The organism is Bradyrhizobium sp. 147 (assembly GCF_023073935.1).
Taxonomy (GTDB): domain Bacteria; phylum Pseudomonadota; class Alphaproteobacteria; order Rhizobiales; family Xanthobacteraceae; genus Bradyrhizobium.
The window spans coordinates 67902-92513 of record NZ_JADPKL010000067.1 but is presented as its reverse complement, the minus strand read 5'-3'; the positions used below and the strand labels follow the sequence as shown (position 1 = coordinate 92513).

Genomic DNA, 24612 nt, shown 5'->3' with positions numbered 1-24612 from the left:
TTTTGATAATGTGCGGGATTGGGACTGCACTGGTCGGCATCCTAATCAGCGTATTTGAGTGGGGCGCATTGGTGGGCTATTGGCGCCTAAAGAGGCGCCCCCCGGGAAATTTCGACATGAAGTAAGACCGTCTCAGTTGGCGACCTCGTCGTTATTGTAGCGCGTCCTCTGTTGTCCCATCGCGGCATTTGATGCGGTTGAACAAAGGCGGTCGGGGTCGAGGCGGACCGGACATCGACCCAGATCTGTGAGTACCCTAGTACGCCTACTGCGGCTTGGTTCACGGCGGCGCGGTCCCGTCGCTTCTCAGGAGCGAGCTCCATGACGGCCCGATGTAGCTCGGCCGGTATCGTGCAGTTGGCTTTCCAAGGGATTGTTGGCCCACTGCCAGGCGATCGAATGCATCCATCACAGGTCCTCCCGCAGGCCCCGGTAGAACGGGTGCCGGACCTTTCCCTCGGCCGACTTCGCGCGATACTCGGTCTCGGCGAGCAGCTTTGGTTCGACCCAGATGCCCTTATGTGCGATCCGCTTCGTGTACGGTTGCGTCTTCCGGATCAGCGGCATCAGTTTCTTCTGGAGGTCAGCGGCGGACGTCTTGTCAAATCCGTGGTCGACCTTGCCCGCATAGACCAGATCGTCGCCGTTGCGGCGATCGACATCGATGCCGTCCCATTTTCCCTCGTCGAGTCAGCGATCGTCAGTGTCTCGCGCTGGATGCAGGTTTTCTTCACCCAATCGCCTGTACGCCCCTTCGGATAGGGAGCGTCTCGCACCTTCGAGACGACGCCTTCCAGACCGAGTTTTCAGGCATGCGCGAACATCTCGCGTCCCTCGATCTCGAAGCTTTCGTTGAACTGGACGTCGGTACCATCGACGATTTTCTTGAGCTCGGCTTTCCTCTGGATCAGCGGCAGCTTTCGGAGATCGCGGCCATTCAGGTAGAGCAGATCAAAGACCACCAGCACAATGCTCGTTGACTTGCCCTTGAGCTCGTTCTGCAGCACCGAGAAATCCGTGGTGCCGTCGGCGGCGGGGACGACGATCTCGCCGTCGATGACGGCTGAGCTCGCGCTGATCCGCCACGCGTGATGGGCGACCTTCTTGAAGCGGTGGGTCCAGTCATGGCCGCGGCGCGTGAAGACCTTCGCCGCCTCGTTGGCCAAGTAGATCTGGACCCAGTAGCCGCCGAACTGGATCGTGTGGATCGGCGCGGTCCTGCATCCAGCCGTGGTACTCACACTCGCGGATCGCGCCTGCCTCCTCCAGCACGGCTACCGCCCGCCCGCGTACCGTGCGGGTCGCCGTTCGCCTCTCCTTGGTCATCAGCATCAAAATCGCTCCTGCGCGAGGGGCGAATCCTTGCGGCCCTCAATCCGTTCCGGCTGCTAACACAGAGCAGGGATTCCAAATCGTCGGGGCAGGTGCTTTTCCACGTGTTCCGCCGCCCTGTGCATAGGCTGTAAGCTTGTCTTCCTTGTCGCGCCTCGTCCGGCAAAGGGTGCTGCAGCGCCTTTGCCTCATCCCAAGCGGCGCATTGGGACACAACTTTCCTCTTCGGCCGGTTGACCAGCCTACCATCTAAGGCGAGAACCTGCCGACGCAGAAACCACTCGAGAACTGGCCAAATCCAATCCGCGAGATTTGATATAGCTACAAGGTCATTGGAATGCGTCGAACCTCTGTCGCTTTGATTCTCACCATTCTGTCGGGTGTGGCGCTGGCCGACGATTTTGTTGGACAGGCGAGCGTGATCGACGGTGACACGCTCGAAATGCATGGGGTGCGCATCCGGCTTTGGGGCATTGATGCACCGGAGAGCAGTCAGCTGTGCCGCGGCGAAGACAGCTTACAATATCGTTGCGGTGCACAGGCGGCGAACGACCTTGATGCCTTCATTGCCAGCCGTCCCGTCAATTGTGTTCCTGTCAGCCTCGACCCGTATGGCCGCACGGTTGCGACCTGCTCGGTCGCAGGCAGGGATCTCGCTGAATGGCTTGTACGGAGCGGTCTTGCGTTGGATTGGCCTCAATATTCGAAGAGAAGATATCACAAAGCTCAGCGCGAGGCTGAGCGTACCGGCCAGGGACTCTGGAAGGGCAGCTACGTCGAGCCGTGGCTCTATCGTGCATGCATTCGGGCAAGTGGAAAGCCGGCCACCTGCTCGGATGACACAAATGCCCATCCTTGATGCGGTTCCGGAGAGATGCCGATCCACAACGTGTATTGGCCTATCATCACAGGTTGGGCAGGTGGCTCTGGCGCGGTTTGGGCGACTCACGCTACCCATGATTCCCAATCACCTCACTGCACAATGGGAATGAAATGGTTGCAGCAACCCGTGAATTGCCGACCTCTGGTTACGCGATTGAAGTGGACGGCCGGTTCAAAGCCGAATTTACAACCAGAGACGGCGCCAAGGCGGCTGGCGAAGAACTAAAGAAGCGTTTTCCGTTGCTTCAGATCAGGATCTACGACGCGCAGACGCATGCTCGCGAGGAAATCTAGATCGCCGGTTCGAGTCTGAGCGGAGTTCTTCCGCTTGCGCGCGTGCGGCTTTCGCCGCATCGGGCTCTCGTGAAACCGAGCCGCTTTGCGTCTCGGCGCCCGGCTTCGATCCCTCGCGCCAAGAGCTTCGGAGCTCCTCGCCGGGGGCACTCGGGAAAGGGGCTCGCCTTCGACGATCGCTATCACTGCCCCGTTCCCGGGTGCCGCTATTAACCGGTCTCGTCGCTGCACTCGGACCAGCGTGCCCCTTCGGGTCGCTATGCTCACGCTCTCCGGGTGCCATTTTCCGCTGAGGTGATGCGCCGTTGGCGCACGCCTGATCAGGGCCTGCGGCCCTGGGCGGTCAAGGCCAAAGCCCTATGACGAAATGGACGGAAGGCGGGCCGCCTCGTAGATTTCGCACTCTCTCGCGGAGAGGCTGAGAGTAAGAGTGTCGCGCGGATTTGCCGTGACGGGTTACAGGCTGCGAGAGAGGCTCGCACCGCCCGTCGCGGAGATCCGCGATGTCCAGATATTATCCTCGGGCGTGCACCGGTGAGGACCGGGCGAGCCTTTATGACGAAATCACCAACAAGATCATCGCCGAGCTGGAAGCCGGCGGAGTGCCGTGGGTGCAGCCATGGGGCTCCGCGGCGGCGAAGGCGCAATTGGCCTTGCCGAAAAGCGCCGCGACCGGTCGCCAATACAGCGGCATCAATATTTTGATCCTCTGGGGGGCCGCCACCGAACACGCATTCACAGGTCAGAGCTGGCTTACATTTCGCCAGGCGCTGTTGCTCGGCGGTCACGTCCGCAAGTGCGAGCGCGGCACGACCGTCGTCTACGCCAATCGTTTTGTGCCGGCTGACGAAAAGCGGCGCGCGAGCGAGAGCGGTGAGGAAGCGCAGGCCATTGCATTCCTCAAGCGTTTCACGGTGTTCAACAGTGATCAATGCGAGGGCTTGCCTTCCGAGATCACAACGACGGCACCGCCTCCGCCGCCAGGCCTGATCGAGCCCCGGGTCGAAAAGCTTATCAAGGCGACTAGCATCGACTTCCGGATCGGCGGCAATCGCGCCTTCTATGTGCCGGCAGAAGATTATGTGCAGGTGCCGCCACCGCAAGCCTATTTCGAGCCGATCAATTGGCATCGAACGGCCCTGCATGAGCTGGCGCATGCCAGCGGCCATCCGTCACGTCTCAACCGCGACTTGTCAGGCGGCTACGGGACCAGGAAGTACGCGTTTGAGGAACTGGTTGCGGAGATCTCGTCTGCGTTCAGTTGCGCTTCGCTCGGTATCGTGCCGACGGTGCGGCACGCCGACTATATTGGCTCCTGGCTTGAAGTGCTGCGAGAAGACAATCGCGCGATTGTGCGAGCTGCTTCACAAGCCAGCAAGGTTGCGAACTATCTCCTTGGATTCTTGCCGGAAGTTGTTGTCGACATGACGACCGAGAGAGCGGAGCAGGAGGCAGCGTAAAGATCTTGCCAGTCACTTCGGAAACGAGAGTGAGAGGGGAGATGCGGTTTTCGCGACGGGTTGGAGGCCGAGAGAGAGGCTCCCGGCCGCCCGTGGAGAATCCACATGACCAAGGCTGTCCAAAAGATCACGCTGTCGCCCTCGCGCGACATTCCGTTCAACAAGCTGGTGCTCAGCCAGTCGAACGTGCGGCGCGTGAAAGCGGGCGTTTCGATCGAGCAGCTCGCGGAAAGCATTGCGAGGCGCACTCTCTTGCAGAGCCTGAATGTCCGGGCTGTACTCGATGGAGGGTAACGAAACCGGCATGTTCGAGGTGCCAGCGGGCGGTCGGCGTTATCGCGCACTGGAACTTCTCGTCAAGCAGAAGCGCATGGCGAAGACGCGGGTCGTTCCGTGTGTCGTGCCCGAAGCCGAGGAGGATGATGAAGACCCGGCAAGCCCGTTGCCAGATCGGCTCATCATTGAACTGACGGCACACCGTACGCTGGCATTGCGGGATGCGCTGGCCGAAAATCCTGCGATCGCGTTCCAGGCAGTGCTGCACAACTTCGTGCTGACGGCCTTTTACAGGTTTGCTTCGTCCGGGAGCTGCCTTGAGATTTGGCTGCGCACGCCAACCTTTCCTGCTCAAGCTCCGGGCTTGAGGGAAAGCGTCTCGGCTAAGTCTGTCGAGGTGCGGCATGAGGGCTGGAACGCACGGTTGCCGAAGAGCGAGAACGATCTCTGGGATGCGCTGACGGCTCTCGATGGTAGTGCACAGGCGTCGCTGTTCGCCCACTGCGCGTCCTTTGCGGTCAACGCCGTCTATGACCCGGCCAATCGTTACAATCAGGGTCGCGTCTCAGCCCACGGCGTCCGCACGCGTCTCGACCAGGCCAACGTGCTAGCGCGCGCTGCCGGAGTTGACATGGTGCAGGCTGGCTGGAAGTCAACAACTACATCGGCCCCGTCACTAAGCCTCGCATTCTGGAGGCGTTGCGGGAAGCCAAGGGCGAGTCGTCGGCGCAACTGATCGACCATCTGAAGAAGGCCGACATGGCCAAAGAGGCCGAGCGTCTCCTGGATGGCTCGGGCTGGTTGCCGGAGCCGCTGCGCCTCGACGGTTCCAGCCCGTCTTCGGCGGAGCCGGAAGGTGAAGCGGGCCCGCTGCCAGAATTCCTCGCTGGCGAGGAGGATCCGGAGAACGGCAGCGACGAGCATCCGCAACAGCTCGACGCGGCTGAGTGACAGCATAAGGGCTGGCTCCGGCTGGCCTGCGCTTGCTCGGGGACCGATGCACAGCGTCGGTCCCCATTCTTATGACCGAGGCTGAGAGGGAGAGTGGGGCCGGGATGAGTTTGAATCGCCGTGGTCTTGAGGAGAGCGCCGGGCGATTCGACCCGTTCCTGCTCTCCGAAAGAAATCCCATGACCGACTCTCTCGCAAGCGGCGCTGCCGCCGCGCCGCTCCCGATGCGTGCCGCTGCCACTATCACCGCCGCTGCAGTCAGGGCTGCGCGACAGCTCTTGACCGATCTCGAACGCGGCCGGCGCATCGATGCCGCCGTCCTGCGTGGCGCCATGGAGGCTGCCTTCGGCGCCTCGGATGCGGCAGGTAGCTGGAATTGGAAGACCGCCTATGACACCTGCGAGGCGGCCACCGTTCTATTTCTTCGCAAGTTCGGTCCGGCGATGGGGACCAAGGCTGGTTCGACGGCGGCGATGTTGCCGATGCTGGCGAGAGTAGCCAGTCTCCTGCCGACGCACACGCGGCGTTCCGAGGACAGCCAGGCGCTTCAACAATTCTCGACGCCGATCCCACTGAGGCTGGCTGCATGTACCGCGGCCTGCGTCACGCCTTCCGACTGGGTTTTGGAGCCGTCTGCGGGGACCGGCTTGCTCGCCATCTTTGCCGAGCTCGCCGGCGGCGCATTGGTATTGAACGAGTTGTCCGAACCCCGTGCGGAGTTGCTGGATCACCTGTTCGCCGGCCTTGAGGTCACCCGGTTCGACGCCGCCCAGATCGATGATCACCTCGAAGCCGATTTCGTACCTAGCGTCGTCTTGATGAATCCGCCGTTCTCGGCGCTGGCGAATGTCGATCGGCGAATGGCGGACGCGGCGCTCCGGCACATCGCTTCGGCCTTGGCGCGCCTTTGCGACGGTGGGCGTCTGGTCGCCATCACCGGTGCAAGCTTCGGGCCGGACAATCCGGCGTGGCGAGATGCCTTCGTTCGCCTTCAGGGACGCGCGCGAGTTGTGTTCTCTGCCGCCATCGATGGCGCTGTCTACGCGAAGGACGGAACTCAGATCGATACAAGGCTGCTTGTGATCGACAAGCAGCCCGCGGCGGACCCGAATGTCTTTCCTGCCTCGCTCGGCATGGCGGCCGATGTCGCTACCTTGCTCGACTGGGTGACCCAACATTTGCCTCCGAGGCTAGCTGTTGCCGCCCCAGTCGTGATCAGGGTCGCTAGACGCCCCGTGACGTCACGGTCCCTCGGCGCCTCTGCACCATGTCCTCCCTCTACTTCCAGCGGCGCCGCGCAAGAAGGCGTCGAACTTTCGTACGAGACGGTCGGGTGGTTGCCGCCGGAAGGCGCCAGGCTTACCGATGAGCTTTATGAGGAATACGCATTGCAATCGATCCGTATTCCGGGCGCGCATGCACACCCGACCAAGCTCGTGCAATCCGCCGCGATGGCCTCGATCGCGCCGCCGAAGCCGTCTTACCGACCACATCTGCCGGCCAATCTCGTCGCGGATGGTATCCTGTCGGACGCCCAGCTTGAGAGCGTCATTTACGCCGGCGAGGCCCATTCCGAATTCCTCGCGGGCTCCTGGACGGTCGATGCAACCTTTGACGTTGTCGCGGCCGCGCGCGACGACGCAGAAAATGCCGTCCGCTTTCGCCGCGGCTGGTTTTTGGGTGACGGCACCGGTGCGGGTAAGGGGCGGCAGGTCGCTGGCATCCTGCTCGACAACTGGCTCAAGGGCCGGCGCCGCGCAGTCTGGATCAGCAAGTCGGACAAGCTGATCGAGGATGCACAGCGCGACTGGTCCGCGCTCGGCATGGAGCGATTGCTCGTGACGCCGCTGTCTCGGTTCCGGCAGGGCACAACGATCCGGCTTTCGGAAGGCGTCCTATTTACCACCTACGCTACGCTGCGAACCGACGAGCGCGGTGAAAAGCTGTCGCGCGTTCGGCAGATCGTCGAATGGTTGGGCTCCGATTTCGACGGAGTGATCGTCTTCGACGAGAGCCACGCGATGCAGAACGCGGCAGGCCAGAAGGGCGAGCGCGGCGACCTCGAGGCGATTGCTTGCAATCGCCCGGGGGCAGCCTCTCAGCAGGGGCGTGCCGGCCTGAGGCTCCAGCATGCGTTGTCGAATGCCCGCGTGGTCTATGTGTCGGCAACCGGCGCCACGACGGTCCACAATCTCGCATATGCTCAGCGGTTGGGATTGTGCGGCGGCACCGACTTCCCGTTCGCCACCCGCGCCGAGTTCGTCGAGGCGACCGAGGAGGGTGGCGTTGCGGCCATGGAAGTGCTGGCGCGCGACCTTAAGGCGCTCGGTCTCTACGCGGCCCGCTCGCTATCTTACGAGGGCGTCGCGTACGAACTCATCGAGCACCAGCTCACGCCGGAGCAGGTTCGCATCTACGACGCCTATGCCGGCGCGTTCAGCATCATCCATAACAATCTCGATGCGGCCATGCGGGCCGCGAACATCACCGGCGAGACCGGCACGTTGAACGGCCAGGCCAAATCGGCCGCGCGATCGGCCTTCGAGAGCGCCAGGCAGCGTTTCGTTAGTCACCTCCTGACCTCGATGAAGACGCCGTTGCTGCTCCGCTCGATCGAAAGCGATCTCGAGGCCGGCCATGCCGCCGTCATCCAGATCGTCTCGACCGGCGAGGCGTTGATGGAGCGCCGGCTCGCCGAGATTCCGACCGAAAAGTGCGGCGACGTCCAGGTCGATATCACCCCGCGGGAGTATGTCCTCGATTATCTCGCCCATTCCTTTCCGGTCCAGCTTTACGAGCTCTTCACCGACCAGGACGGCAACCTCTGCTCCCGGCCTGTCTATCGTGACGGTCAGCCGGTTGAGAGCCGGGAAGCTCTCGCTCGCCGGGACCGTCTCATCGAAAAGCTCGCCTCGTTGCCGCCGGTCCCGGGTGCGCTGGATCAGGTGATCCAGCGCTTCGGCACCGACGTGGTCGCCGAAGTCACCGGCCGCCCACGCCGCATCGTTCGCAAGGGCGAGCGGCTGGTCGTCGAAAACCGGGCCGGTTCGGCGAAGCTCGCCGAGACCGCGGCGTTTATGGACGACGTCAAGCGGATCCTCGTGTTCTCCGACGCGGGTGGCACGGCCAGGAGCTACCATGCAGAATTGTCGGCGCGGAATCGCCGCCTGCGGGTCCACTATTTGCTCGAGCCCGGCTGGAAGGCGGACGCCGCGATCCAGGGGGTCGGCCGCACCAACCGGACCAACCAGGCGCAGCCGCCGCTGTTTCGCCCGATCGCGACCGATGTGAAGGCGGAAAAGCGCTTCCTCAGTACCATTGCGCGCCGGCTCGACACGTTGGGAGCCATCACGCGCGGCCAACGCCAGACCGGAGGGCAGGGCCTGTTCCGGCCCGAGGACAATCTCGAAAGCCAGTACGGCCGTGACGCGTTGCGCCAACTCTACACGCTGCTGGCGCGCGGCAAGGTCCAGGGGTGCTCGCTCGAGAGATTCGAGGATGCGACCGGCCTGAAGCTCACGGAAACCACTGGGATCAGGGATGACCTGCCGCCGATCACGACGTTCCTGAACAGGTTGCTGGCGCTCACGATCGAGCTTCAGAACATCCTATTCACCGTCTTCGAGCAGCTGTTGACCGTCCGGATCGAGGGTGCAGCTGCATCCGGCACCTACGACGTCGGGCTGGAAACGCTCCGCGCAGAGAGTTTTGTGGTCACAGACCGACGGACGATCTATGTCCATCCCGGCACTAGCGCCGAGATCCGGCTGCTCACGATTACCCAGCGCCAGCGCAATCATCCTGTGAGCCTGGATGATGCCCTTGCTCGTCTTTCGGATCCTCGCGCCGTCCTGCTGATCAATGAGCGCTCGGGGCGGGCCGCGGTGCAGGTTCCAGCCCCAAGCTTTATGCTCGACGACGGCGAGATCGAGCGGCGCGTGCGCCTGATCCGCCCCATGGAGCAGCACAGCGTCTCCCTCAAAATGATGGCGGAAAGCCATTGGGTCGAAGCGGATCGTGAGCGTTTTGCCGCAGCCTGGCTGGCGGAGCTCGCGGAGGTTCCTCAGTTCACCGAAAGCATGATTCACGTCGTGGCGGGCTTGCTACTCCCCATCTGGAAGCGGCTGCCGAACGAGTCGACGCGGGTCTATCGGCTCCAGACCGATGCGGGCGAGCGCGTCATCGGCCGCAAGGTCTCCGCGACCTGGGTCGCGAACGTCCTCGCGGCTGACGCGCTTTCGCTGACGCCCGACGCTGCCTTGGCCGTGTTGATGAAAGGACGGACTGTCCTCGAGCTAGCCGAGGGGCTGCAGCCTCGCCGTGCGCGGGTGATGGGCGCATACCGCATCGAACTGTCTGGCTTCAACGACACGATGCGCGATCGGCTGCGCGCCTACGGCCTCTTCGGAGAGATCATCTCCTGGAAGCTGCGCATGTTCGTGCCCACCGATGCGAGCGGCGTCGAGATCCTGGTGAAAGTGCTTGAGCAGTATCCGGTCGCGCGCGTCAGTGAGCGTGAGGCCGCCTGATGCCGCGTGATGCCTCCGACCTGGCACGCCGCCTCGCGCGCGAGGCCGAGGCGGTGTGCCGACACTATCTCTCCCATGGCAAGCGGGCGGGGCGGTACTGGCTGGTCGGCGACGTCCGCAATACCCCGGGCCGCTCGTTGTTCGTGCGGCTCCAGGAATCGACGAAGGGGCCTGCCGGCAAATGGACAGACGCCGCGACCGGCGAGCATGGCGATCTCCTCGACGTCATCCGCGAAAGCCTGGGATTGCGTGACTTCCGCGAGACCGCCGAGGAAGCAAGACGCTTCCTGAAATTGCCTCGCGCTGAACCGGAACTCGCCTCAAAGCCCGTCGGTCCGGCAGCACCGGCCGGATCGCAAGAGGCCGCCCGTCGGCTCTTTGCAATATCCAGCCCGATCGAGGGGACCGTGGTCGAGACTTATTTGCAGGGGCGCGGAATAGCCGACGTCCATGATGGCGGCAGTCTGCGTTTCCACCCACGCTGCTACTATCGGCCGGACGAGCACCAGCCGACCGAGACTTGGCCGGCGATGATCGCTTCTGTCACTGACTTTGATGGCAGGATCACCGGGGTACACCGTACTTGGCTCGACCCGGTCGGCTTTGATCGCGTTCGGCTGGGCAAGGCTCCGATCGATACGCCACGACGCGCGATGGGCGACCTCCTCGGCAATGCCGTTCGTTTCGGCGTGGTGGACGATATACTCGCCGCCGGAGAGGGCATCGAGACCATGCTGTCGCTGCGCTACGTGTTGCCGACAATGCCGATGGCCGCTGCGCTTTCGGCCAACCACCTCGCGGCCATGTTGCTGCCGTCTGGCTTGCGTCGGCTCTATATCGCTCGCGATGCCGATGCCGCCGGTGATACGGTGCTCGCGCTTCTGACCCAGCGCGCAGCAGACGCCGGCATTGAAGCGATCGCGTTGTCACCACGGCTGGGCGATTTCAACGAAGATCTGCACGTCTTCGGTCTTGACGGTCTCCGAGCGGCCTTGCGGATTCAGCTCGTACCTGAGGATGTCGTCCGCTTCCTGCATTCGTCGACGGTGCCCGCGGAATAGGTCACGACGGTTCGATCGACCGTGACAGGTCGGTCATGGGCGAGGCCAATACCGGAAGGGGACGCGACCTTGCGCCTTCTGGAGGGCGATCGGACGGCAAGCGGCCCGGGCCGGCAATGGCTGCGTCCGGCTATTTTCCGCCGCGCCGGCGATTGAAACGCACGTCATATGTCTAGTCAGCGCGCTTTGCATCGCGAAGCAAAATAGCCGGCCTTCGCCATCCTCCGCTGCCGCTTCGGCCCTTCGGGTTCTGGCCTGTTCCGCCCGCCGTCTGAGTGATCGCCACGAAGGCCGCGAAGGGCGCGGCCAAACCCGGCAAAGGACCTCCTTCCATGACCGACCATGACGACGTCGAACCGCCGCACGCCTCTTCTCCGACCGACCACGTCCTCACCAAACTACAGCTCTTCGGCTACCGTCCCTTCGACGACCAGCCTGACCCGAGACCGCTTCCCGAAGGCAAGATGATCTCCGGGGCCGTGGCCGATATCTTCGACGCCCTGGTTGCGACCCTGAACGACACGCGGCTCGAGCCGGACCTTGACGATCTGCTCTGGTCGACCGTCAACTTGTTCCATCGTGCCGTCGATCGCATCGAACGCCAGCTCGACGACAACGAGCAGGCGCAGCACAAGAGCCAGCGCGAGCAGAACGGCTCCGAAGTACGATCGGTCGAACTCGAGCGCCTCACGGCTGAAGGCATCACGCTGATCGAGCGCCGCAACTGCCTGGAACTCTTCCGCGACCAGGCCATCGAACGCTTTGAAGTCCACACCGGTTCGTCCTGGCGTCCGCGGTCGGGGTCACTGGTCAACCACCGCACGCTAACCGCGGCAATGATCGACTCCCGCGACTTCATCGCAGCGAAACGCCGCGCCGAGACCGAGGTCCTGGTGCCGCCAGGACCCAAGATCGCACTCACCGGCGGGCTCGACTTCAACGACCACCACCTCATCTGGGATCGCCTCGACAAGGTTCACGGGAAGCATCCCGACATGGTCCTGCTCCATGGCGGCTCCCCGAGAGGCGCCGAACTCATCGCCTCCAAATGGGCGATCAATCGCAAGGTACCGCAAATCGCCTTCAAGCCCGACTGGACCAGGCACGCCAAGGCGGCACCGTTCAAGCGCAACGACGCCATGCTCGGGCTCCTGCCGATCGGCGTCATGTACTTCCCCGGCACTGGAATCCAGGACAATCTCGCCGACAAGGCGAAGCGGCTCGGCATTCCCGTCTGGAAGTTCGGCGGCGCGTGAGCGCCGTCTTGCTCGCATCTAAGATGGCAGGGTGGAGTTGCACGCCGCAACTCCGCCTCGTTTCGATATCAGGTCCGAAGCCGCGCCGCGGTGGTGGTGGGAGGCGCGACCAGTACATCTATGCACTAGAGCCACCGCCATGCTTGCCCTTGGACTTGTCCTCAACACATTCGGCATCGGCTTGTTCTGCTGGCTGATCTTTGCGCTGGCGGTCTATGCCTTGTCGTTTTTTCGTCGCACTCAGTGTCTGGATGTCGGCATTTCGTGATGGCGCGGGCGTTTTCGGTGCACTGCTCATCGGAATTGCTTCCGGCGCGCTGACGCTTGCCGCTGGTCAGGTCGCCATCGCCCTCAGTCGGATCCGGACGTTGCGCATCACGATCGCAGCCGCATTCGCCGTCCCTGCGGCTATCGCTGGCTATCATGTGATGTTCGCCCTGTCGCAGATCGGGGTGCCTTCGCTAGCTTGGCGCGAGGCCTTCGCTTGCCTGCGTGCGGTTTGCATCGGCGGCGCGGCATGGACGCGCTTGAGAGTTTTGGCGAAGACCCGCCCACCCGAGTCAGGTCGGGCGGTGGAGCGGTTCCAGCCAGTTCTTACCGCCACTCTCCGCAAGGGATGACCCTTGCGCCTTCATCATCGAACAGGTTCGCGTAGATCGGTACGTTGAATGAGGGATCATCGGGACGCGAGCAGGGAGCCAGTCCTTCTCGGAGTGCCTTGACCAATCCGCGTCCATTTCGGCCCAACCCACGTAGCTGCAGCGGTGCGGCGTGCCCCTTGATCATTCCTTCGAAGAGGACAGCGCCCTTTGCAGCAGATTGTTTCTCTTTCTACGCCGGATCGTTCGCCGCTCTTGTTCAGAGGAACCGAGATATGCCACGTCTTCTCCTTATTGCGGTTCAGCACGCGACGCACGTGGCCTCTTTGATGGCTTGATCTCGCCCAAGACCGGCTGCGCCTCGATCGTCTGAGCCGCAACGCCGTTGATGCGACTTTCTTCCCCTGGGCTTCGCCCATTCCTCGCGAGACAAGAAAGTCGCCACAACGGCGTCCTCCGCTGCGCTCCGGCCCTTCAAGCGGGTGCGTCGCCGATCGTCTTCGGCTTCAGATCGCCATCGAGGCCGCGGTGGTCGCGGGCTCGAAACACAAACAGGAGAAGTAACATGGCTAATATCGGTTCGTTCAAGAAAGTCGGTAACGAGTTTCACGGCGAGATCGTCACCCTGAGCCTTCAGACCAAGGGCGTCCGCATCGTCGCCGAAACCAACCGCTCCAGCGACAACGCGCCCAGCCACCGCATCTACGTGGGCCGGGCGGAGATCGGGGCAGCCTGGTCGAAGCGCTCCGAGGAGGGCCGCGACTACCTCTCGCTCAAGCTCGACGATCCCTCCTTCAACGCACCGATCTACGCGAACCTGTTCGATGACGAAGGCGGCGAGGGGTACACCCTGCTCTGGTCGCGGCCGCGCAAGAACGGCGAGTGAAACTCGCTCTAAAGCCCGCCCGAGTTGATCGGGCGGGTTCCTTTGGAGCCTAAAGTCGAAAACATCAACGCTGCGCCGCTGCATCGCAGCAGTCGATTTTCGTGATTTCGCCTTCTAGAGCTCGCAGTGCCACTACCGATCCGGGTGGTCATAAAGTCGCTCTTACGCAGCAGTGCTATTTCTTCTTGGAACTGGCTCGCCGGCTTGCGACCTTAGGCGAGTCCTTCGGTGTTGTCGCTCCTCTGGGTGGCTGAACCGAGCCTTCAGCATAAGTGAACACCCAGCGTGTCGGCCAGCCAGTCGAGAAACATCAATTCTCCGGTTCTCAGATTGCCTCTCGAGGCCACCATATATGAGCGGTCACTGCCGGCACTGTAGGCACGTGGCTCTTGGGGAACCGAGGCCTTGCCGATGCTGGTCCCAGTTGTGCGGAGCGCGTCTGCCTCGCCGCTGCGCAACCGTCTGCTGATCTTGCATCGGGCAGCAACAGACAGGCACCCACGGTTGGTGTGCTGTAGTGCGCATTCAGAGAGAGCAACATCACCTTTGGTTCAAAAATGCGCCGCGGCCGGTGTCCCGAGCCACAAGTCCCCAATCGTAGATTTGCATTAGATTTGCGTCGCTGTGCCAAGATGGAGGATGTAGCAGGGACGGAGAATGTGATGGCGCTCCGGCAACTTGCCTCCCTGACATTGAGCGATGAAGTTCGTGCCGAACAAGTCGCTGACGAGCGGCGGAAGACGGTTCTGGTGCTGGCGCTGCGAGCGCGAATCGTGCTGACCTGCGCGGAAGGCGGTCAGAACAAGGAAGTGGCGGCCAAGCTGGGCCTTGACGAGTCGAGGGTAGGCGGCGGCGTTTTGTGGAGCGGCGCGTGGACGAGCCACGCTTCGGGCGCCGCGTACGATTGAGGATGCCCGCATCGAAGCCGCGATCGTGAGGACATTGGAGAGTTGCCCTGAGAACGCCATCCATCGGAATTCCCGCGGCATGGCGAAGGCCAGCGGCCTGTCGGTGTCGACCGTGCAACACATCTGGCCGGGCTTCGGGCTCCAGCCGCACCGGACGGAGACCTTCAAGCTCTCCACGATCCAAACTTCATGGCCAAAGTGAGCGACGCTGTGGGCCTTTACGTCCGGCCGCCGGAGCTCGGTGTCGTTCTATGCGTGGATGAGAAGTCCCAATCCGGGCGCTGGACCGCAGCCACCATGCTGCCGATGCGTCCCGGCCAGCCGGCCCGAAGGAAGGATGACTAAAGAAGATATGGCACCACATCGCTGTTCGCCGCTCTCGACATTGCGACAGCACGAGCCAACGGCGAAGTGCTAGCGAGGTCGCCGTGCTGCCAAATTCCGTCAGTTCCACGACGAGATCGAGGCCGCTGTGCCGCGCGAACTCGAGGTCCATCTCGTCATGGACAATTACGCCACGCATAAGTCGTCGTCCGTGAAGAACCCTGAATTCAGGCTGGATTGATTCCGGTCGGGCGAAGAGGATGGCCAGGATTTGCCACAACGAGAGCCTGAGCCAGCAGATCAGGCCGCGGAAGTTGTAGCCGACGGCGGCGAGGACGGCGTTGCTGGCGTCGCCCTCGCGATGCCAGAGATAATTGCGGCCCATTCGATGCTCGGATTTGAGATGCCCGATGACCGGTTCGACGGCGGACCGCCTTCGCAGCTCGCGCGTGATCTGTGGCGTCACCCGCCGCTTCTGCCCTGACGTGAACACCCTGAACTTGTAATCGGGTGGGGCATTGTGGCCGCGATAGCCCTTGTCGGCGAGGAGGCGCTCGAGGGTATTGCCGATGAGGGCTTCCATATCCGGGATCACGGTTGCGAGCGTATGCCCGTCATAGGGGTTGCCGGGCGGCGCCTTCACGTGGGTCACGAACTGACCGCCTTTGGCGTGCGCCAGCGACGTTGCAACCGAGACTTTGACGCCGAACTCGTAAGGCCGGTGGGCCTTGCCCTTGCCGATGCACTCCACCTCGGGCGCGTGCAGCGAATAGACCTTGGGTCCACGCCGGTGCTGCTTCTGCTCCAGCACGCGTCGCGCCCGCGCCAGCATGCGCTCCAGCACGATCCCGGCAAGCAAGTCGGCGTTGCCCCCGAGTTTGCGGCCGATGTCGCGGATAATGCGGCCGAGATAGGTCTTGAGCTTCTTCAAGGCCCTGTTGGCACGCTTGAACTGCTTGGCGTGGGCATAGCGCTGATGCTTGATCAGCGCGAACTTGCCCACCCTGGCATAGGACTGGCGCAGCTTGACGCCGTACCTCTTGGCCAGCCGCACCAGGATCTCGCGGGCGCGGTTCAGCAGCCGCGCATCGGTGGGGAACATCACGTTCTTGGGCTGCACCGTCGTGTCGACGATGACGCGATTGAGATCGGACGGCTTGAGCGCCTCGGTCTTGGTGGCAACCGAAAGGCTCTCCTGCAGCAAAGCCTGCAGCTTCTCCTCGCCCATCCGCTGGCGCCAGCGCGTCAGCGAAGAGCGATCGAACACCAATCGGTGCTGGAAGAACTCCTCGCCGCAGAAGAACTGGTAATAGGGGTTCTCCACCCAGCGCTCGCACAGGACCTCGTCGGAGAGGTCGTAGGTGTGCTTGAGGATCGCCAGCCCCGCCATCAGCCGCGTCGGCAATGGCGGCGGGCCCGGCTTGTCCTCGTAGACCGCCCCGAACCGCTGCTCCAGGAACGACCAGTCGATTGTCCCCGCCAGCTTCACCAGCGGGTGCCCCATATCGATGATCGCGTCCAGCCGCGAGCGCAGAAGATCGGTTTGTCCCGTCCCGCGTCGTTCCTTTGGTCGCATCGCTCCCTCCGATGCGACGACGGAATCACGACTCGTGATTCGACGGAATCCTCAAAAATGAAACTGCAAGCTTTTGGGCCGTCAAAGCCCGAAAGTTTGCAATCCCAAAGACCTTCTCGCCCCGAAAACTGATTCTTGATCAACCGCTTGGAGGTTCTTCACGGACGACTAAGTCCGCACTGATCCAACGATGGATGGCTAAAAGACAGCGCTGGCACGTGCACCTGACCCCGACCAGTTCGTCATGGCTCAACTAGGTCGGGCCTTTCTTCGTTCTCCTCCCGGATAAAAAGATCAGGCGGGCGCAGCGTCGCCGCCCTCCGGGCAGACATCACTTCGTTATTGATCGACACAACGCCCATCCCAAACCGTCCCGATGGAGGAAGTCCGCCGATCACATCCTTCCATTCATCGAACGCTTCTGCCGGTACAATGCCCCGACAAACACAATGTGATGTTGCGATCTTGTCCAGGACAGGACCTTCTATTCCGCCGAACTGCCGCTCGATGCAGACCTTGAAGTCCGTGCCCATGTCTCTTGTGCTTCGGCTTTAGTCCTTGCTTGAGGGGAGGCTGAAAGCACGCGGCTGTCTGCATCGGACCGAGCATGTGCCGTCATGACAAGGCCGCTGTCCGGGAAAGTTCGGGACCATGTGCGGCGTGAAATCCATCGAAGAAGGTGGCCAAGATGCAGGATTTAGCCGTGAACACGCGCCTCATTGCATTAAGCAGAATCGCAGAGTTGTTACAGTCTGCTTCAGCAATCACACGGTCGTAGGAAGCATGTTCAGGGGATTGATATCTCGGCGAATGTCGGAGCGTCGATCCTCGTTGGAGTTCGCGTTCCAGTAGCGTTGGAACCGAGCGCAAGGTCCAGGCGAGATGGAACAGGTGTTTTGTACGAAGCGCTCCACTGAAGCCGAGACACCACACTCACGTGCGAAACGAGATTGTTTGTTCGCAATGTACTATGTTTGTCGGAGCAAATGCGCCCAAATCTGCCATTGCGGCGGCTCGAGAAGGGGCACGGCCACTCGGCCGAGAGTGAGCTGGCAAAGCTAGCCTACCGGCCCGCGTGAACTGGGCAAAAAGTTTATTTGGGGAGGCCGGCGGGCGGAAGAGTAAAGAGATTGGATAATCTACGTGAATGGGCAGCGCCTGCGGATTGATCGCCGCCGGGACGGTGAGATGAGCAAGTTCAGCCAGGAAAAAGTACTGAGCGTCCATCACTGGACGGACAATCTCTTCAGCTTCACCACGACCCGGAATCCGTCGTTCTGCTTCCGTAGCGGTGAATTCACGATGATCGGGCGCAAGGTCGACGAGAAGCCGCTGCTGCGGGCCTACAGCCTCGCCAGCGCTCATTACGAGAACCGGTTGGAATTCCTCTCGATCAAGGCACCGGATGGTCCCTTAACCTCGCGTCTGCAGCATCTGAAGGAGGGTGACGAGATCATCGTCAGCCGCACGGCGACGGGGACGCTGGTCATCGATAATCTCGGGGACGGGCGCAATCTGTATCTTATCGGCACCGGCACCGGGCTTGCGCCGTTCCTGAGCGTTATCAAAGATCCTGAAACCTATTTGCGATTCGAGAATGTCGTGCTGCTGCATGGCTGCCGCCGCGTCGCCGAGCTCGCCTATGGCGAGATGATCACGGAAAAACTGCCGTGCGGCGAACTGGTCGGCGACTTCGTGCGCTACCAGCTGATCTACTATCCGACCGTGACGCGCGATTCCTTCTGTAACCGCGGCCGGGCCACCGATCTGATCATTTCAGGCAAGCTGTTCGCGGAGATCGAACTGCCGGAACTGGAGCCGCAGCATGACCGCATCATGATCTGTGGCAGCCCCGGCTTGGTGCGCGATGGCCCGCGAGCTATTGGTGGCGAAGGGGTTTGTCGATGGGGATCAAGGCAAGCCGGCGCAATTCGTGTTCGAAAAAAAGTTCGCAGAACGAAATAGATTCGTCTCGCAGAAGGAGGGCATATGAACCATGACGACAAGTACAAATCGCCATGAAGCATCGACGATGACAGACGAAGAGCGCGAGCTAGAGCGCTGCAAACAAGAAATTCTTCGTCTCACACAGCTGGTTGTGTTTCTCAAGCGGCAGGTAGTGCAGCTTTCTGAAATCGTTTTACGCAACGTCGTAAACAGCGTCGGGGGCGGAAAGTCGGAGCGCTCGTGAGTCTCTGAGCGACGCCGAAGTAGCGCAAACTGTTCGACGCGCCAGCTCGAAAAGTTGGATCTCGTACCTGAACCCAGCAATAGTAGGAAAGGCGAATGATCGTCAGCAAGTATCAGTTCAGGCACGAGCTGCGGCTGTTGATCGACACGCAGATCAGCGCCTCGAGCACGTTCGAAGACTACGTGCTAGTCACACGGGAGCTGGAAGAGGCGAAAAACAGGCTGGAGCTGGACGCTGAGAAACTCCCCGACGAGGAGGTCGACGCTTGTGAATTATAGCGCCGGCCGAGCGCTTAGCACTCGTTGATCAATCCTTGGGCGGACGCTGTGTTGGAATGGTAAAGCCCGCCTTTAGGCAGCCTATTGTGACCATGGTCTTGAAGCCTTAATTTCCGGTCATCATAGAAGAATTGCCGGTTAACGGCTCATAAGCTTGCTCTTTGGTGCGCAGTATAGTCGCGAGATAGGCGCAGTGTGGTCAACGCGCTCCGAAGGAAGCGCGCGAATACCTCTCACACGAGCTTGACTATCCTCCTCGACGCGCCGATATACGCGAACCTGTTTCGATGACGAAGGCGGCGAAGGCTACACCCTAGGCGGAGCTTCGTGTTCAAGTCATGCAGCAACTGCCGGGCAACCGAAACAAGCGTCAAGCTGAAGTCCTTTCATTTTTGCTTCGGCGTCTTGGTTCGCTCTTTGCAGAATTCCTCATCAGGCAACACGAGATCGACGTGGCTAAGGCTTAATGTGCTCGCGAGTTCGAACAGCGTCACTATCGTGGGATTGCGCCGGCCACGCTCTAAATCGCTGATGTATTGCTGAGTAAAGCCGGACGCCTCGGAGATCCGCGTGCACGCTTCACGTCGGTTGTGGCGCGCTATCACCGGCCGCGCCCCAGGACCCCCATTTTATCAGCTTTCGGCGCAGCGACGCGAACGATTGGCCTTCGCTGTGCGCACTCGATGGGCACTTGGCGCTTCTTATCGCGTCATCGCCGAAGTGCTGTTCGGCCGAAAATGCATCCCTGAACGCGGCTGGAAAACCCATGAGCTGCGCAGCCGGACCATCCGCCTGGTGCAGGCCGGCTTGGCTCTGATGCGCGGCGGCTATCGCGCATTACTGCATCCCCCATCTCGCAGGGAGTAGAGCAGGGGTGCCGAAAATCATCGGTCCATCTTCGGCATCCCCTGAGCACTCCTACTCCGTCATGGTGACCGTCGACGCGCGACCGAACCCGGTCGCGCTCCAGACGACCACGGAGCCTCGCAAATGCCCGATCCGAACGCCGGCTTGCCGCCGCGATACCTGCGGACGCCCGAGGCGGCGCGCTTTCTCGGACTGTCCGGTCGCACCCTCGAAAAGCACCGCACCTATGGCACAGGCCCGACGTATCGGAAGCTGGGCGGCCGCGTTGTGTATGCGCTCGAAGACCTGACGGCGTGGGTTGACCGCGGCGCCAAAACGTCCACCAGCGATCCTGGCGCAGGCACAGTCCTGCCCGCGAAACGGCACACGCCGATTCCGTACGCGGGCAAGGAGCGGCGCTGACCTATGCCCGACAGCAACTCAACTGCAGGCGGGAGGCGGCGGTCAGAGCGCGACCAACTCGATCTGTTTCGCGCGCTTCCGGGCAATCTCGCTGCACGGGACGCGCAAGACTTGATGGCGTATCCGTTCTTTTCGCTAGCAAAGTCCAAGCGGATCGTCCCGATCGACTTCCGCTCAGGCACCATCACCATCCGTGTCGAAGCGGTGCCGGAACATGGCCTGGAGCACGATCTGGGACGCGGACGTTCTGATTTGGCTGCCTCACAGATTGTCGATGCCCGTGAGGCCGGGTTGAAAACCTCGCGCCTGATGTCCACCACCCCCTATGACATCCTGACCTTCGTCGGCCGCGGCACCAGCGTACGCGACTACGACCGCCTCAAGGCTGCGCTCGACCGATTGCAATCAGCCAGCGTCATGACCTCAATCCGACAACCGACAGAACGATCGCGGCATCGCTTCTCCTGGAGGAACGAATGGAAACACACAAGCGATGTACACGGGCATGCCCGTGCGATTGAGTTGATCTTACCCGATTGGTTCTACACGGGCGTTCTAAACGAATCGCTCGTGCTGACCATTGATCGCGCGTATTTCGATCTGACCGGTGGACTGGAACGTTGGCTCTATCGCCTCATCCGCAAGCACGGGGGTCATCAGCATAGCGGGCTCATGCACTTGCATGCCAAGTCCGGGAGCCTCACGCCGCTGAAGCACTTCGCCGACGACCGGGCCAAATCGTGCATCATCAGACCTTGCCGAGCTATCGGCTGGCTATCACACACGACCTGAATGGCGAAGAACGATTGAATTTCGCACCCGTCCAGATCGACCCGCCTACGCGGCCATTGCGAAAGCTTGGCCTTATCAGCCCTGCAGGGGATAAGCTGTGAATTCGCTCGTGTTATCAGGGACTGGAAGACTCGTGCCATCGGGCACCCCATCCGCGTGCTACCGGGGACTGAAATCGCACCTAAAACACTGCGACGGCAATCTTCCTTCTTGTCGTGAATCAGTACGTTGTGAACAAGTCGGCCGGGCGTGCAACGAGGATGCCTCATGTGCTCACTCTCTCACGCGCAAAACTTCTCCGCAATGCGATTCTTTCCTCCAACGCACGCGCGCGCACGCGATCGCGCGCAAATCTGCGCGATCGCTGACGTCAACATCATCGCCTGATGCGCGTCACATCCTTTTGCAGCCACTCGCTCGTCGAGGAGAACTTGCTAACATCCGTGGTTGGCACGACGGCCACCACAAGCCGGAATCTGAGGAAAGGGCGGTCAGGCTAACCAGCGCCGTGCGTGATGGCTTCAAACGTCGTCATGAAGCCGCCGGCAAGAAAAGTTGCGATCTCACCCAAATCCCCGTCTCCTCGGGAGACGCTGCTCCGCCGTGGCGGAAGGAGAAGGCGCGCGTGGAAGCGGCCGGGTCGCGAAGGCCCCTACATCGCCGCAGCGACCCGGCCGCGCTTGCCGCCGGCGCCAAACCGGAACGTCGTGCCATCGCTCCAGATCTTGTGCAGCAGCACAGCGAGGGCGCGCGCCACGGCTGTTGCCGCGCGCTTCAAACCCTTCTTCCTGGCGAGCCGCAGGCCCCACAGCCGCAGCTTAAAGTTCTTCGGAATGCGCGTCAGGATCGCGATCGCCGCCTCGTAGAGCATCGCCCGCGTCAGCTCATCGCCGCATTTGGAGATGCGCCCGATGCGGTCGGTCTGCCCGGATTGGTAGCGCGGCGGCGTCAAACCAAAATGCGCGCCGACATTGGTCGACCTCCTGAAGCGCGCCGGATCGTCGACGGTGGCGCGGAACGTCAGCGCCACGAGTGCGCCGACGCCGGGCAGGGTCATCATCCGCCGCACCGCGCTGTCGCGGCGCGCCGCCGCCAGCGCCAAGCGTTGCAGCTTGGCCAGCTGCAGCCGCATCGCGCTTCTAGCGTCGAGCAATGGCGTGACGATCGCCTCCAATTCCTTCTTCCCGGCCGTGATCTCGCGTACCCGCGCGTCAAAATGTCCGACCGAGATCTCGCCGACCTTGAGGCCGAGCGGGCGCAACAGGCCGCGGATCATGTTCTCCATGTCGAGCACCTTGCCGAGCAGCGCCTTGCGCCCGACCAGCAGCGCCCGCAGCGTTTGCGCGCCTTCCGATTTGACATGGACTGCGCGGAACCAACCGGTCCGCATCATCTGCGCGATGCCCTTGGCATTGTTCCGATCGGTCTTGTTCAGCATCGCGTTCAGCGCCGCCTTGGCATGCCAGGTCTCGATGCAGATCACGGGGAGGCCCTTTTCGGAAAGCGCCGTGAACAGCCAGGCGCTGTACGAGAACGCTTCCAGGCCGTGGATTCCGCATTCCACCAAGAACAGCTCGATCGCGTCCGGATCGGTCTTGAGTGTCGCTTCCTGGACGACGTTGCCGTCGCCGTCCACCACGCAAACATTCGTTGCCTGGAGCGACACGTCGAGCCCTGCATAAATTCCGTCGTTCCTCTCTACCATCATTCTCCGCCGGAACGCGCCGCCCGTTCCGTTCCCGGATTATCGCGAAGCAACCGATCCATGCAAGCGTCATTACAGCCGTCCTACCGACGCAAAGGCTCCTCGCACGATGCGTCGGTGATAGCCATTCTCGGCGCGTCCAAATCCCTCTCAACAATATGGAGCAGTCAGGTGAGCGACCTCACAACTGTTGAGCTCTTGTGGCTCGAGAAGCGCATCGAAAATCGAATCCGGTTCGGTAAACCTGCATCAGAGAAGATCGTTGATCATCACCGGCGCATTCTCTCGTTTTTGCCCGGCAAAATCTTCGCGTTCGTGCGCTGGACGTCCAACGACTTCGGAACCGTCCTGTCTCGGATCGACATTTTACGCGCGGTCGCGCCAGGCCAGCGATACTCAACCGTGCCTTGGGTCAGTCCCGGCGGCGAAAGCCTGCTGCGATTAGCTGGTTGGCCAAAGGTCGAACGCGTTCTCCAGTTGATCGGCTCCGTAGAGTCACTGGGCATCGATCCTGCCGATGCGGCCCCCGAGTATTGGCATCACGCCCACAACCGACTTTCTGTCAACGAAAAGCCACGAGCTTATACCCGTGCACGCCACCAAGCGTGGCTCCATCGGCGTAGGTTGGCACTCTGATGGGACGGTTGGGGAACATTCTTGCGATGTGTGGGGCCACAATGCTCGCGCTCTGGCCAGTCAACAACACCTCACCATTGTACATCTGGAATGCCTCGGACAGCGTGCCGATCGGAGTCTATCGCCTGCAAGAGGCCGGACCATTGCACGTTACTGAGCTCGTGGCGGTTCGAACTCCAGACCCGCTCGCGACTTTTCTCGATCTCAACGGCTATTTGCCAAGCGGCCTTCCAATGCTCAAGCGTGTGCTGGCGTTGCCCGGCCAAACCGTCTGCAGAACGGGCCTCGCAATCATCGTCGACAGCATACACGTGGGTGAGGCAAGCGAGCGCGATCGTCGCGGCCGTCCGTTGCCGGTCTGGCAGGGTTGCCGGGTCATTGCTGAGGGCGAAGTGTTTCTCATGAACTGGCAGTCGGCGGACTCACTAGACGGCCGATATTTCGGACCCCTGCCGAGATCGGCCGTCATTGGGCGAGCGCTCCCGGTGTGGACCAGAGAGAAGTGACAATGCCGGCTCTCCCCTGTTGGCTTGTCATTTCTCCATACGGCCGTTCGCAACATCGTTGCTCCGTCTCGGCCAGCTTCTTGAGAATCGGCGCGAATTGCCCCAGGATCAGGCGGCCTCAAGGCCGGCTGGGAGAAACTTTATACTTGGCGGCAGTCCGCACAATGCGATGTGGGGCCACTGCTTGCTTTTTGGAAGTTCTGCTGACGTTCGGACCGACCTCGAGCGCCAGAGCGGAGGTCGCATCGCGGGCACCAGCTGCGCACTCCATAACCCTGCCTCGTAGCATTGCATACGCCGCGTTCGTGACCGAAGCCTCCCACCGGTTCGCGATCCCGGAGCGTTGGATCGATGCCGTGATGCAGGTCGAAAGTGGCGGTAATGCGCACGCAATATCGCCTCGAGGAGCGCTCGGGCTGATGCAAATCATGCCCGCGACCTGGGTCGAACTGAGCGCTCGTCACGATCTCGGTATCGATCCGTTTGATCCGCACGACAATATTATAGCTGGGGCAGCGTACATTCGCGAGATGCTCGACCGGTTCGGATCGGGAGGGTTTCTTGCAGCCTACAATGCGGGACCGAAGCGGTATGACGAGCATTTGACGACAGGTCGATCGCTTCCAGAAGAAACGCAAACATATGTAGCCAGACTCGCAGCATTGATCGGAGTTGAGCAACGCAACAGCCGTGGTTCGGCCGCCAGACGCGTCGTCCTGTGGCAGCAAGCTCCAGTTTTTGTTGAGCGATCTGGCAGCTCGTCCGCTGCCGACAACTTTGCATCAGGAGTGCGCACAATGAATCCGTCGAAGGCAGCGCCTAAAGCTGTTGCCCGTGCACTTGTACCTCGCGCGAGGGGGCTGTTTTGGCATCGATCAATCAAGGTGCAGTCTCCATGATA

At 61.7% G+C, this 24612-nt stretch carries 20 protein-coding genes and 6 pseudogenes; 20 read left to right on the top strand and 6 right to left on the bottom strand.

The window, feature by feature from the left end; translation table 11 throughout:
• Nucleotides 1–408 precede the first annotated feature (408 nt).
• Nucleotides 409–1208, bottom strand: a pseudogene (locus IVA87_RS15060) (DNA ligase); the annotation flags it as partial.
• A gap of 461 nt (nucleotides 1209–1669) precedes the next feature.
• Between IVA87_RS15060 and IVA87_RS15055 the strand changes: the two are divergent.
• The 8 genes and pseudogenes from IVA87_RS15055 (at nucleotide 1670) to IVA87_RS15020 (ending at nucleotide 12661) form a co-directional block, all read left to right on the top strand.
• Nucleotides 1670–2191, top strand: a complete 522-nt coding sequence (locus IVA87_RS15055; protein ID WP_247334045.1) for a thermonuclease family protein — start codon at nucleotides 1670–1672, stop codon at nucleotides 2189–2191.
• 134 nt (nucleotides 2192–2325) lie between these two features.
• Complete coding sequence (locus IVA87_RS15050) at nucleotides 2326–2508, top strand: hypothetical protein (protein ID WP_247279078.1); 183 nt, start codon at nucleotides 2326–2328, stop codon at nucleotides 2506–2508.
• A 503-nt stretch (nucleotides 2509–3011) separates the two neighbouring features.
• Nucleotides 3012–3968, top strand: a complete 957-nt coding sequence (locus IVA87_RS15045; RefSeq protein WP_247334044.1) for a zincin-like metallopeptidase domain-containing protein — start codon at nucleotides 3012–3014, stop codon at nucleotides 3966–3968.
• Nucleotides 3969–4073: 105 nt separating this feature from the next.
• Nucleotides 4074–5195: pseudogene (locus IVA87_RS15040) on the top strand (ParB/Srx family N-terminal domain-containing protein).
• A gap of 179 nt (nucleotides 5196–5374) precedes the next feature.
• Nucleotides 5375–9724 carry a bifunctional class I SAM-dependent methyltransferase/DEAD/DEAH box helicase gene (locus tag IVA87_RS15035; RefSeq protein ID WP_247334043.1) on the top strand — a complete coding sequence of 1450 codons (4350 nt, stop codon included), beginning with the start codon at nucleotides 5375–5377 and terminating at the stop codon, nucleotides 9722–9724.
• Nucleotides 9724–10785 (top strand): toprim domain-containing protein, encoded by a 1062-nt coding sequence (locus tag IVA87_RS15030; protein WP_247334042.1) that lies wholly within the window; start codon nucleotides 9724–9726, stop codon nucleotides 10783–10785. Before IVA87_RS15035 ends, IVA87_RS15030 begins: the two co-directional genes overlap by 1 nt.
• A gap of 332 nt (nucleotides 10786–11117) precedes the next feature.
• Nucleotides 11118–12041: a DUF2493 domain-containing protein gene (locus tag IVA87_RS15025; RefSeq protein ID WP_247334041.1), complete on the top strand. Its 924-nt coding sequence runs from the start codon at nucleotides 11118–11120 to the stop codon at nucleotides 12039–12041.
• 251 nt (nucleotides 12042–12292) lie between these two features.
• Nucleotides 12293–12661, top strand: a complete 369-nt coding sequence (locus tag IVA87_RS15020; RefSeq protein WP_346658362.1) for a hypothetical protein — start codon at nucleotides 12293–12295, stop codon at nucleotides 12659–12661.
• Here IVA87_RS15020 and IVA87_RS15015 read toward each other — a convergent pair.
• Nucleotides 12636–12796 (bottom strand): annotated as a pseudogene (locus IVA87_RS15015) (DUF736 family protein); the annotation flags it as partial. The gene IVA87_RS15020 and the pseudogene IVA87_RS15015 sit on opposite strands and share 26 nt — an antisense overlap.
• Nucleotides 12797–13205: 409 nt before the next feature.
• Between IVA87_RS15015 and IVA87_RS15010 the strand changes: the two are divergent.
• From IVA87_RS15010 to IVA87_RS35145, 3 genes are all read left to right on the top strand, one after another.
• A complete protein-coding gene (locus IVA87_RS15010) occupies nucleotides 13206–13526 on the top strand; it encodes a DUF736 domain-containing protein (RefSeq protein ID WP_247278035.1) in 321 nt (106 codons plus the stop codon).
• Nucleotides 13527–14188: 662 nt separating this feature from the next.
• On the top strand, nucleotides 14189–14434 hold the full coding sequence (locus IVA87_RS15005) for a hypothetical protein (protein WP_247334040.1): 246 nt from the start codon (nucleotides 14189–14191) through the stop codon (nucleotides 14432–14434).
• A gap of 79 nt (nucleotides 14435–14513) precedes the next feature.
• A complete protein-coding gene (locus IVA87_RS35145; RefSeq protein WP_256464831.1) occupies nucleotides 14514–14636 on the top strand; it encodes a hypothetical protein in 123 nt (40 codons plus the stop codon).
• Nucleotides 14637–15041: 405 nt separating this feature from the next.
• Here the strand turns inward: IVA87_RS35145 and IVA87_RS15000 are convergent.
• Both IVA87_RS15000 and IVA87_RS14995 read right to left on the bottom strand, forming a co-directional pair.
• Nucleotides 15042–16334 (bottom strand): annotated as a pseudogene (locus IVA87_RS15000) (IS5 family transposase); the annotation flags it as partial.
• Between the two features lie 242 nt (nucleotides 16335–16576).
• On the bottom strand, nucleotides 16577–16867 hold the full coding sequence (locus tag IVA87_RS14995) for a hypothetical protein (RefSeq protein ID WP_247305747.1): 291 nt from the start codon (nucleotides 16865–16867) through the stop codon (nucleotides 16577–16579).
• 655 nt (nucleotides 16868–17522) lie between these two features.
• Between IVA87_RS14995 and IVA87_RS14990 the strand changes: the two are divergent.
• From IVA87_RS14990 to IVA87_RS14980, 3 genes and pseudogenes are all read left to right on the top strand, one after another.
• Nucleotides 17523–18327: pseudogene (locus IVA87_RS14990) on the top strand (ferredoxin--NADP reductase).
• Between the two features lie 3 nt (nucleotides 18328–18330).
• Nucleotides 18331–18525 (top strand): hypothetical protein, encoded by a 195-nt coding sequence (locus IVA87_RS14985; protein WP_247305750.1) that lies wholly within the window; start codon nucleotides 18331–18333, stop codon nucleotides 18523–18525.
• 95 nt (nucleotides 18526–18620) lie between these two features.
• Nucleotides 18621–18803: a hypothetical protein gene (locus IVA87_RS14980; RefSeq protein WP_247305753.1), complete on the top strand. Its 183-nt coding sequence runs from the start codon at nucleotides 18621–18623 to the stop codon at nucleotides 18801–18803.
• A gap of 386 nt (nucleotides 18804–19189) precedes the next feature.
• On the opposite strand, the pseudogene IVA87_RS14975 reads toward IVA87_RS14980, so the two are convergent.
• Nucleotides 19190–19366: pseudogene (locus IVA87_RS14975) on the bottom strand (helix-turn-helix transcriptional regulator); the annotation flags it as partial.
• A 7-nt stretch (nucleotides 19367–19373) separates the two neighbouring features.
• On the opposite strand from IVA87_RS14975, the gene IVA87_RS14970 reads away from it, so the two are divergent.
• The 3 genes from IVA87_RS14970 to IVA87_RS14960 all read left to right on the top strand — a co-directional run bounded on the left by IVA87_RS14970 (nucleotide 19374) and on the right by IVA87_RS14960 (nucleotide 20864).
• The gene (locus IVA87_RS14970) at nucleotides 19374–19670 is read left to right on the top strand and encodes a DUF2285 domain-containing protein (protein ID WP_247278032.1); all 297 of its coding nucleotides are present in this window, start codon (nucleotides 19374–19376) and stop codon (nucleotides 19668–19670) included.
• 123 nt (nucleotides 19671–19793) lie between these two features.
• The gene (locus IVA87_RS14965) at nucleotides 19794–20072 is read left to right on the top strand and encodes a helix-turn-helix domain-containing protein (protein ID WP_148742779.1); all 279 of its coding nucleotides are present in this window, start codon (nucleotides 19794–19796) and stop codon (nucleotides 20070–20072) included.
• Nucleotides 20073–20075: 3 nt separating this feature from the next.
• Entirely contained in the window at nucleotides 20076–20864 is a 789-nt protein-coding gene (locus tag IVA87_RS14960; protein ID WP_247305759.1) for a replication initiator protein A, read from the top strand.
• 652 nt (nucleotides 20865–21516) lie between these two features.
• Here IVA87_RS14960 and IVA87_RS14955 read toward each other — a convergent pair.
• The gene (locus IVA87_RS14955) at nucleotides 21517–22569 is read right to left on the bottom strand and encodes an IS110 family transposase (protein WP_247305761.1); all 1053 of its coding nucleotides are present in this window, start codon (nucleotides 22567–22569) and stop codon (nucleotides 21517–21519) included.
• A 171-nt stretch (nucleotides 22570–22740) separates the two neighbouring features.
• On the opposite strand from IVA87_RS14955, the gene IVA87_RS14950 reads away from it, so the two are divergent.
• The 3 genes from IVA87_RS14950 (at nucleotide 22741) to IVA87_RS14940 (ending at nucleotide 24610) form a co-directional block, all read left to right on the top strand.
• Nucleotides 22741–23205 (top strand): DUF2840 domain-containing protein, encoded by a 465-nt coding sequence (locus IVA87_RS14950; RefSeq protein ID WP_247305763.1) that lies wholly within the window; start codon nucleotides 22741–22743, stop codon nucleotides 23203–23205.
• 41 nt (nucleotides 23206–23246) lie between these two features.
• The gene (locus tag IVA87_RS14945; RefSeq protein WP_247305765.1) at nucleotides 23247–23711 is read left to right on the top strand and encodes a S26 family signal peptidase; all 465 of its coding nucleotides are present in this window, start codon (nucleotides 23247–23249) and stop codon (nucleotides 23709–23711) included.
• Between the two features lie 305 nt (nucleotides 23712–24016).
• Nucleotides 24017–24610, top strand: a complete 594-nt coding sequence (locus tag IVA87_RS14940) for a lytic transglycosylase domain-containing protein (RefSeq protein ID WP_346658361.1) — start codon at nucleotides 24017–24019, stop codon at nucleotides 24608–24610.
• The last annotated feature ends 2 nt before the right edge of the window (nucleotides 24611–24612 follow it).